This window comes from Specibacter sp. NPDC078692 (genome assembly GCF_040686835.1).
In the GTDB taxonomy this organism is placed as follows: Bacteria; Actinomycetota; Actinomycetes; order Actinomycetales; family Micrococcaceae; genus Specibacter.
On the sequence record NZ_JBFBLV010000026.1, the window covers coordinates 45,994 to 53,537 of the forward strand.

At 61.5% G+C, this 7,544-nt stretch carries 8 protein-coding genes; 6 read left to right on the top strand and 2 right to left on the bottom strand.

All coding sequences use genetic code 11. The features are described from left to right. Window positions 1-24 precede the first annotated feature (24 nt). A complete protein-coding gene (locus AB0O97_RS15870; protein WP_363838716.1) occupies window positions 25-1,794 on the top strand; it encodes a DEAD/DEAH box helicase in 1,770 nt (589 codons plus the stop codon). A gap of 114 nt (window positions 1,795-1,908) precedes the next feature. On the opposite strand, the gene AB0O97_RS15875 is transcribed toward AB0O97_RS15870, so the two are convergent. Then, complete coding sequence (locus AB0O97_RS15875; protein WP_363838718.1) at window positions 1,909-2,526, bottom strand: isochorismatase family protein; 618 nt, start codon at window positions 2,524-2,526, stop codon at window positions 1,909-1,911. Window positions 2,527-2,536: 10 nt separating this feature from the next. After that, entirely contained in the window at window positions 2,537-3,880 is a 1,344-nt protein-coding gene (locus AB0O97_RS15880) for a nicotinate phosphoribosyltransferase (protein ID WP_363883916.1), read from the bottom strand. A gap of 37 nt (window positions 3,881-3,917) precedes the next feature. Here AB0O97_RS15880 and clpS point away from each other — a divergent pair, with 37 nt between their 5' ends. The 5 genes from clpS (at window position 3,918) to AB0O97_RS15905 (ending at window position 7,320) form a co-directional block, all read left to right on the top strand. Continuing rightward, window positions 3,918-4,223: an ATP-dependent Clp protease adapter ClpS gene (gene clpS, locus AB0O97_RS15885; RefSeq protein WP_363883917.1), complete on the top strand. Its 306-nt coding sequence runs from the start codon at window positions 3,918-3,920 to the stop codon at window positions 4,221-4,223. Beyond that, complete coding sequence (locus AB0O97_RS15890) at window positions 4,216-4,782, top strand: DUF2017 domain-containing protein (RefSeq protein WP_363883919.1); 567 nt, start codon at window positions 4,216-4,218, stop codon at window positions 4,780-4,782. Before clpS ends, AB0O97_RS15890 begins: the two co-directional genes overlap by 8 nt. 84 nt (window positions 4,783-4,866) lie before the next feature. Further along, complete coding sequence (gene murI, locus AB0O97_RS15895) at window positions 4,867-5,901, top strand: glutamate racemase (RefSeq protein ID WP_363883921.1); 1,035 nt, start codon at window positions 4,867-4,869, stop codon at window positions 5,899-5,901. Next, window positions 5,898-6,695: an MBL fold metallo-hydrolase gene (locus tag AB0O97_RS15900; RefSeq protein ID WP_363883922.1), complete on the top strand. Its 798-nt coding sequence runs from the start codon at window positions 5,898-5,900 to the stop codon at window positions 6,693-6,695. The genes murI and AB0O97_RS15900 overlap by 4 nt, the downstream gene beginning before the upstream one ends. Window positions 6,696-6,750: 55 nt before the next feature. Then, window positions 6,751-7,320 carry a hypothetical protein gene (locus AB0O97_RS15905; protein WP_363883923.1) on the top strand — a complete coding sequence of 190 codons (570 nt, stop codon included), beginning with the start codon at window positions 6,751-6,753 and terminating at the stop codon, window positions 7,318-7,320. Window positions 7,321-7,544 lie beyond the last annotated feature (224 nt).

Sequence of the window (7,544 nt, forward strand, 5' to 3'; positions counted from 1 at the left end):
TGTGACAAGGATGGCGGAGATTTCGTGACGGAGACATTGTTTGGTGGCCCGTCGCTGCCTCCGGCTTATCCTGAGCGCGCGGCGTGGGGCACGGCCCAAAAGCTGCGTGCCTGGCAGTCCGAAGCCATGGAGAAGTACTTCAGTGATAACCCGAAGGACTTCTTGGCGGTGGCAACACCGGGTGCAGGTAAAACGACTTTTGCCCTGCATATCGCGACCCAGCTGATTGCCCGCGGGATGATCAACCGGGTCACCATTGTCACCCCCACTGACCACCTTAAGCGTCAGTGGGCTGATGCCGCGGCGAAGGTGGGGATCGCCATTGACCCCAACTTCAAGAATGCCGACGGCCGCCACGGCAAGGGTTTCATTGGGGTGGCCGTGACGTACGCACAGGTGGCCAGTAAGCCGCTGTTGCACCGGGCCAAGACCGAGGCCGCCAAAACTCTTGTCATCATGGACGAAATTCACCACGGTGGTGACGCGTTGTCTTGGGGTGATGGTATCCGTGAGGCCTTCGATCCTGCGGCTCGCCGGCTTGCCCTGACAGGTACCCCGTTCCGATCCGACACGGCCGCTATTCCGTTCGTTGAATACGCCGAGGACAAGGACGGCATCCGCCGCTCAAAAGCCGATTACACCTACGGTTACGGCGAGGCGCTCAAGGACCATGTGGTCCGGCCCGTCATGTTTATGGCGTATTCGGGTCAGATGCGGTGGCGCACCAGTGCTGGCGAGGAAATGGCCGCCACGTTGGGCGAAGCCGTGACCAAGGACGTTACCGCTCATGCCTGGCGGACCGCGCTGAACCCTGAGGGACAGTGGATCCCGGCCGTTCTGGCCGCTGCCGACAAGCGGCTCACCGAAGTACGCCGGGCTGTTCCAGATGCTGGCGCGATGGTGATCGCCACGGATCACGAGGATGCGCGTGCCTACGCCGCCGAGATCAAGAAGATCACGGGCGAGTCTCCCACGGTAATCCTCTCTGACGATGCCAAAGCCTCAGACAAGATCGATGCCTACTCGGCTGGCGATAACCGCTGGATGGTGGCGGTGCGCATGGTCTCTGAAGGTGTTGACGTGCCACGTCTGGCTGTTGGCGTGTATGCGACATCGACGGCGACACCGTTGTTCTTTGCTCAGGCCGTGGGCCGTTTTGTGCGTGCCCGCAAAAGGGGAGAGACGGCGTCGATCTTCCTGCCGTCGGTACCGAACCTGATGGAGCTCGCTAACCAGCTAGAGCTTGAGCGCGACCATGCACTTGACCGTCCCGACAAGGATCCCGACGGATTCATGGAGGAAGACGATGAGATGGAGGAGGCCAACCGCGAGGAAAAGGCCTCTGACACACTGGAGAAATTCAAGTTCGAAGCCCTGGAGTCTCAGGCGTCCTTTGACCGCGTGTTGTTCGACGGCGGTGAATTCGGCACCGGCGGTGCTATTGGCAGCGAAGACGAGCTGGATTTCCTGGGTATTCCCGGGCTGCTCGACGCCGATCAGATGGGACTGTTGCTGCGCCAGCGTCAGGCCGATCAGCAAACGCGCAAGCGCAAGAAGGCCCCGGCGGCTGAGCCTGAAGCCCCGCCGCTGATTGATCACCGCATGTTGATGGATCTGCGTGGAGAGCTGGCGAAGAACGTGTCGGCGTGGAGCGCCCGTTCCGGCATGCCCCACGGCATGGTGCACAGCGAACTGCGCCGCATGTGCGGCGGTCCCGCCGTGGCCCAGGCCAATGAAGAACAGCTGCAGACGCGGTTGAAGAAACTCCAAGACTGGTTCATCGGGCGCAAATAGTCCCCTGTCCTCTCAGTTGGGGGCCTGGATTCTCACTTGGGCTGGGGTTAGCCCCGAGATCGGTAGTTAGAACGCCTTTTTGGTGGCTAACTACCGATCAGTCGTTGCATGAGCCTATTTAACCTCTACGCCCGCGTCTTCGAGTTCTTCGAGGGCTTCTTCGCTGGCGTCTTCGTCAACGCCGGCGACGTAGTCACGCAGCACGGTGGTGTTGTAACCGGCATTGATGGCGTCCAAGGCGGTTGCGCGGACGCAGTGGTCGGTGGCGATGCCGACGATGACGACATCGTCGACGTCGTTCTCGCGCAACCAGTCATCCAAACTGATCGGGGCGTCGCCGTCCTCATCCACCGATTCGTGGGCCTCGCGTTCGCCCACGGCGACCTCGTCTTCGGGTGCGAGAAGTCCGTCGAAGCCCGAGTAGGCGGCGTCGTACTTGCCCTTGCGGAAGTAAGCGTCAATGTCCTCGGTGTCCAGATTACGGTGCAAAGCTGCGCCCTTTGAACCTGCCACACAGTGCACCGGCCAGCTCTTGACATAGTCCGGGGTCTCGGAGAAATGCGTGCCCGGATCGATATGCCAGTCCTGAGTCGCCACGATGAAATCGAAGTCCGTTGCCTCGGAGAGCAGTTCGCTGATCTCGGTGGCGAGATCGGCCCCGCCGGTGACGGCCAGTGAACCGCCTTCGCAGAAATCGTTCTGCACGTCAACAATGATGAGAGCCTTGGCCATGGAGTTTCCTTTACTTCGCTACTGCAATTGCTTGTTCGTATTCGGTGGGGATGACAGGCTCCCCGCGCTGCAGCCGTCGCGCTGCTCCGGGCATTTCTGCCATGGATGCGGCATGGCGCGCAGTGGCTCGCTCTACACCTTCGGCCCCGGTCCAACCTGGGGCCAGCACGCCGTCGCTCATGAATTGAGCCAGCAGGGGGCGGTCATTGGCGTCCGCCTCTGGGTGGTGGCCAATGCCCACCACTTCAGCAGTCGCGGTGCCAGATTCGTTCAGGCGGCGGGTGGCGTACTTGCGCCCGCCAACACTGGCCTTGCCCTTGGCGGCCTTGGCAACCGAGACGAATTCGCCGTCATCACCTTCGCGGGAGACCAATTTGTAGACCATCGACGCCGTAGGGGCGCCAGATCCGGTGACCAAGGAGGTACCCACGCCGTAGGAGTCCACAGGTGCGGCGGCCAGTGCTGCGATGGCAAACTCATCCAAATCCGAGGTGACGGTGATGCGCGTGTTCGTGTTGCCGAGCGAATCCAGCAAGGCCCGAACGTCCCGCGCCTGGGCTAGCAAATCGCCGGAATCCAACCGCACGCCGCCCAAGGCGGGGCCCGCTATCTCGACGGCCTTGCGGACGGCGGTTTCGACGTCGTACGTGTCAACCAACAGCGTGGTGCCGGCGCCCATGGAACCGATCTGGGCGCGGAAGGCCGCTTCCTCGGAGTCGTGCAGGAGGGTGAAGGAGTGCGCGGCGGTGCCCTGGGTGAGGACGCCGTACCGCAACCCGGCTTCAAGGTTGGAGGTGCTGTGGAAGCCAGCAATCACGGCGGCGCGCGAGGCAGCCACAGCGGATTCTTCATGCGTGCGCCGCGAACCCATTTCAATGCACGGACGAGCGCCGGCGGCACCTGTCATGCGAGAGGCAGCCGAGGCAATGGCGGAATCGTGATTCAAGATGGACAGCACATAGGTTTCCAGGATGCAGGCTTCGGCAAACGTGGATTCAATGGTCAAAATGGGTGAATTCGGGAAATAAAGTTCGCCCTCTGCATAACCGTAGATGCTGCCGGAGAACTTGAAATCGGCCAGCCAAGACAGAGTTTCGTCATTGACAACGTTGTTTTGGGCGAGGAAATTCAGCTCGTCTGGACCGAAGCGGAACTGCTCCAAGCCCTCCAGGATGCGCCCTGTTCCGCCCACCACGCCATAGCGGCGGCCGTCGGGCAGGCGCCGGGCGAACGCCTCGAACACGCTACGGCGATGCGCGGCACCGGAGTGCAGAGCAGCTTGAAGCATGGTCAGCTCGTAGTGATCCGTAAACAGTGATGTGCGGGGCTGGCCCCAGCTTGATGGAGTAGTCACGGAATTCACTTTAGTGGGGCAACACTAGAATGGACATATGAGTGTCAGCACAGCCCCGGAAACAGACCGGGAAGTATCAACGCGCAAACTCATCTCCCCGGACATCCCCTGGGAATTAATCGTGTGGAACGACCCGGTTAATTTGATGAGCTACGTCAGTTACGTCTTCCAAAGTTATTTTGGCTATTCAGAGGCAAAGGCGGCGAAATTAATGCTTGAGGTCCACACCGAGGGCAAGTCCGCCGTGGCCCATGGTGCCAAGGAAAAGATGGAAGCCCACGCCGTTGCCATGCACGGTTTTGGGCTCTGGGCGACAGTTCAGAAGGGCGGCCCCCGTGGCTAAGGCCTTCTCCGCCGGCCGCCGCGGCATCACCGGTTTCTTAGAACCTGCCGAACGCGACCTCCTTCGCAAACTTTTCACCGACATCATCACCATGCTCGAACCGGAAACCCCGGCGCATGAGGACCCCTTGGCTGCCCTGATTGGCTTGGACATGGACGTTTCCGTGCCGGTGGATCCCGCCCTCCTTCGGCTGCTTCCAGACGCTGTGAAGGACGACGCCGACTCCGCCCTCGAGTTCCGTCAGCTCACCGAACGCTCGCTGCGGGAAACCAAGATTGGCGCCCTCCGTGCGGCCTCCTTGGGCCTGGAAAGCGAGAAGTTGGTCCTGAACGAGGAAGCAGCCAAGCTCTGGGCCATGGCCTTAAACGACGTCCGCCTGGTGCTGGCCGAACGGCTGGAGATCCGAGACGAAGAGGATGCCGACCGGATCCACGAGGTCCAAGACTGGGGCGAGGCGGACGACGTCGAAAGTTACCTTTCACTGGTCTACAACTTTGTCTCCTGGCTCCAGGAAAGTCTGGTTCAAGCCATGCTGGCGGCGATGGCGCGGAGCAAGTAGCCTCCTGTGGCTGCAATAGAAAATTGTGTTGTTGGGCGCAATTGATACGCTCTGGCTGGCAAACGAACTATTGTTGAATCGATCATGAGCACACATTCACTCAATCCCCAGAACACACCTGTGGCGAGGCCCCGGGCCAGCGACGTGACGGATCGGCCCATTGGAATTTTTGATTCCGGGGTTGGCGGATTGACTGTGGCGCGTGCGGTCATTGATCAGCTGCCCAACGAGTCCATCCTGTATGTGGGGGACACGGCAAAGGGCCCTTATGGTCCGCTACCGATCGCCGAGGTTCGGGCCAATGCGCTCGGGGTCATGGATGAGCTGGTCGATTCTGGCGTCAAGCTCCTCGTGATCGCGTGCAACTCGGCCTCCGCGGCGGTGCTGCGCGATGCCCGGGAGCGCTACACGGCCCGTTATGGCATTCCTGTCATCGAGGTCATTCAGCCTGCCGTCCGCCGCGCTGTTGCGGCCACCAGGACCGGGAACGTCGGAGTCATTGGCACCGTCGCCACGGTGGGCTCGCGCGCTTACAACGACACTTTTGCTGCAGCACCGGATCTCACCATTACCTCCGTGGCATGTCCCGACTTTGTTCGGTTCGTGGAATCTGGCATCACTACGGGTCCAGAGTTGTTGACCACGGCGCAGGAGTATTTGGCTCCTCTCAAGGACGCCGGCGTGGATACCTTGGTGCTGGGTTGCACCCACTATCCGCTGCTGACAGGTGTCATTTCCTTTGTCATGGGGGATTCTGTGACACTGGTTTCCAGTGCCGAGGAAACCGCCAAGGACGTCTATAAGGCCCTGGTGAACCACGATCTGGAACGTGTTTCAGAGTCTGCGCCGACCCACCAATTTCTCTCCACCGGGGACGCTAACAGTTTTGGTGTCCTCGCCCGGCGCTTCCTCGGCCCGGAGGTGCGCGGCGTGGAACAGGTCAGCCATGTTTCAGCGCATTACCCCACAGCGTCACTGGCACGAATCACCCCCGACATGATTGCCGCCGCCCGGCAAAATGTGTCCGGTGCGGGGGTCACACGGCACTCAAATTTTGTTTTGGAAGATTCCATGGGCAGACTGGCTGTTCCGGGAAACGTTACGGGGGAGCGAACATGAAGTTGACGATTGTTGGATGCAGCGGGTCCTTTCCCGGTCCGGCGTCGCCCGCGTCTTGTTACCTGCTCACAGCGCACGACGGCGTTCGGCCGTGGCGGGTGCTCATTGATTTGGGTAGCGGCGCCTTGGGGGCCGCTCAAAAGTACATGGATCTTGAGGACATCGACGCGATCTTCCTCAGCCATCTACACCCCGACCACTGCATGGACCTGTGTGGCCTGCACGTGGCTGTCCGGTGGAGCCCGAACGGCTGGCACCGCGGACGGATTCCAGTGTGGGGCCCGGCAGCGACAGCCGATAGGTTGGCCACAGCCTACGGTCTGGAACTAGATCCGGGCATGCGCGAAGAATTTGACTTCATCAACTGGCAGGAACGCGAAGCCGTCACGGTGGGCCCCTTCAAAGTCACGCCCTACTCGGTGAACCACCCCGTTCCCGAGGCCTATGCGCTGCGCGTGGAAGTCACCGAGTACGACGGCACCGGCATGAACCGCACGGCCGTCCTGACGTATTCGGGGGACACCGACAGCTGCCAGGGGTTGGAAGATGCCGCCCTTAACGCTGACTTCTTCTTGTGCGAGGCGGCCTTCGAAGAGGGGCGTGACGACCACATCAAGGACGTCCACCTCACCGGAAAGCGTGCCGGAGAAGCTGCAGCACGGGCGAATGTGAAGCGCCTGCTCCTCACCCACATCCCGGTCTGGACCGACAGCAATACGGTGGTGGCCGAAGCCCGGGAAGTGTACACAGGAGATGTGGCGGCGGCAGTAGCGGGCGTGCACTACACGATCTAGTGGTGTTCGGTTCAGCAACGAATATCCCCTTCAACTCCGATCAAGAATGCCAGCCATGAGTGAGAAGCCACGCGAGAAACGGACGCCTAACAACGGCAGAGCCGGTCAAGATGCGCGGCCCCCGCAGGCTCCCATCGCGCCCGTTGCGCCGCCCGTCATGAACACCATCTTCCTGATGCTGATAGGTGCTGCCGTTGCTCAAATCATCGCGGCTATCCTCGGGGTTCTGCATGCCGGCTCCGATGCCTATCGTGAGCAAACGATCACGAAGCTAGAGGCGACAGGCGTCGAGGACATCACCACCGACATGCTGGAGATGATGTCCGTAGCGACCGTGGGAACCACCATTGTCGTAGCCGTGGCAGCAGTCATCTTGTACGTGCTGATTGCTCTGTTCCTGAAGAAGGGAATGGGCTGGGCGCGTCTTGCCGGAACCGGACTAGCGCTGATTTCATTCTCGCGCTACATGGGCGTCAGCACTCCTGGAGACGTGGCGACGCTGCTGCAGATCATCCTCGGCGTCGCTGCCATGGTCCTGTGCTTCATGGGCCCAGCCGCCGTTTTCTTCAACGAGAAGAAGAAGTACAAGCTGGCTCGCAGAAAGAACGCCCGCCTCGGCCGGTAGCGCCTCCCGGCCTCCCCAACCTCGCTGCGCTCCCCAGCCGCTCCCACCGCTCGCAAGCTCGCGCCGGGTCCCTCGCGGCCGTGGGCCCACGCTGTGGCCCCTCGGCCGGTAGCGCCTACCGCCCTCCCCAACCTCGCTGCGCTCCCCAGCCGCTCCCACCGCTCGCAAGCTCGCGCCGGGTCCCTCGCGGCCGTGGGCCCACGCTGTGGCCCCTCGGCCGGTAG

What these genes read in the sequence shown, in the direction of transcription:
- murI (WP_363883921.1), top strand. Translation starts at nt 4,867, where the DNA reads ATGAGCACACATTCACTCAATCCCCAGAACACACCTGTGGCGAGGCCC.
- AB0O97_RS15875 (WP_363838718.1), bottom strand. Translation starts at nt 2,526, where the DNA reads ATGGCCAAGGCTCTCATCATTGTTGACGTGCAGAACGATTTCTGCGAA.
- AB0O97_RS15900 (WP_363883922.1), top strand. Translation starts at nt 5,898, where the DNA reads ATGAAGTTGACGATTGTTGGATGCAGCGGGTCCTTTCCCGGTCCGGCG.
- clpS (WP_363883917.1), top strand. Translation starts at nt 3,918, where the DNA reads ATGAGTGTCAGCACAGCCCCGGAAACAGACCGGGAAGTATCAACGCGC.
- AB0O97_RS15905 (WP_363883923.1), top strand. Translation starts at nt 6,751, where the DNA reads ATGAGTGAGAAGCCACGCGAGAAACGGACGCCTAACAACGGCAGAGCC.